At 49.0% G+C, this 1,220-nt stretch carries 1 protein-coding gene; it reads left to right on the forward strand.

Annotated elements, in window-relative coordinates; genetic code table 11:
- Positions 1-45: 45 nt before the first annotated feature.
- A partial coding sequence (locus tag AN214_RS21685) for an AMP-binding protein (RefSeq protein WP_161805713.1) occupies positions 46-1,220 on the forward strand: 1,175 nt, incomplete at its 3' end.

Consider the following 1,220-nt stretch of genomic DNA (forward strand, 5'->3'; position numbering starts at 1 on the left):
GCTGAGTTGCTTTCGGCTTTGGCGCGAACTGTCGAGCAGCCAGATATGCCACTTCGTGCATTGGAGATGTTAAGTACTGAAGAGCGAGAGCAGTTAAGGCTGAACTTCGGTCAAGGTACGCCACCTAAATTGGCGACGTTAGTGTCTGATCAAACTATTGTGTCGCTGTTTGAACAACAAGTAGAGCAATATCCAGAGGCTGAAGCACTCTATCACCAGGACAGTACACTGACTTATCAAGCATTGAATCAGCAAGCTAATCAACTGGCTCGTTGTCTATTAAATGAGGGCGTTGCAGAAGGCGAGCTCGTGGGGATTTGTATCGAACGCTGTCCTGAGATGGTGATTGCGATGCTAGCGATATTAAAAGTCGGGGCAGCATATGTGCCGTTAGAACCGAAGTATCCCGTCGAGCGGCTAGGATACATGATCGAAGACAGTGGTTTACGTCGTGTGGTGGGTAACGAAGCGACCAGAGCGTTAATCAATGATATATCGTCAGCGACATTTGTGGGGGTGACGAGTGAAGCGCTGGCCAGTTTTGAAGGGAGTAATGTGACGGCGGAGCGTGCTGTGACCATACAGCATCAGGCGTACGTTATTTATACCTCAGGCTCCACAGGTCAACCCAAAGGAGTGATGATTCAACATGGGTCGTTGATGAACTTACAAACCGAAATGTCGCAATGGACGGTTTGTCACTGTAATGAAGCCTGGGGATGGGTAGCGAGTTTTGCCTTTGATGCTTCGGTACAAGGATTGTTGCAACTGGTGAGCGGTCGTCGAGTGGTGCTAATAGCCGATGAAGAAAAAGTTCAAGTCGATAAGCTGATAGATCGGATCCGCAGCCAGAACATTGGGGTGTTGGATTGTACACCGTCGCTGGCAGAAATGTGGTTCAGCTCAGAGGCTCAAGGTGAGTTACCGAACCTCGTGATAGGCGGTGAAGTCATTTCACCACGCTTTTGGGAGACCTTAGTTGAGTGGCAAGATCTACAAGGGCGTTTCGCGTGGAATGTTTATGGGCCGACTGAGTGTACAGTCGATAGTACTGTTTGTTTGATTGAAGGTGATGAACCGGTGATAGGCAGAGCCATTTCCGGTGCCAAGTTATTTGTGTTAGGTACAGAGCAACAATTAAGTCCATTGGGTGCGGTGGGTGAGCTTTACATCGGTGGAGCGGGTTTAGCGCAAGGGTACTTAAACCGGCCTGATTTAAC

The sequence above is a fragment of the Pseudoalteromonas sp. P1-9 genome (genome assembly GCF_001399975.1).
Classification (GTDB): Bacteria; Pseudomonadota; Gammaproteobacteria; order Enterobacterales; family Alteromonadaceae; genus Pseudoalteromonas.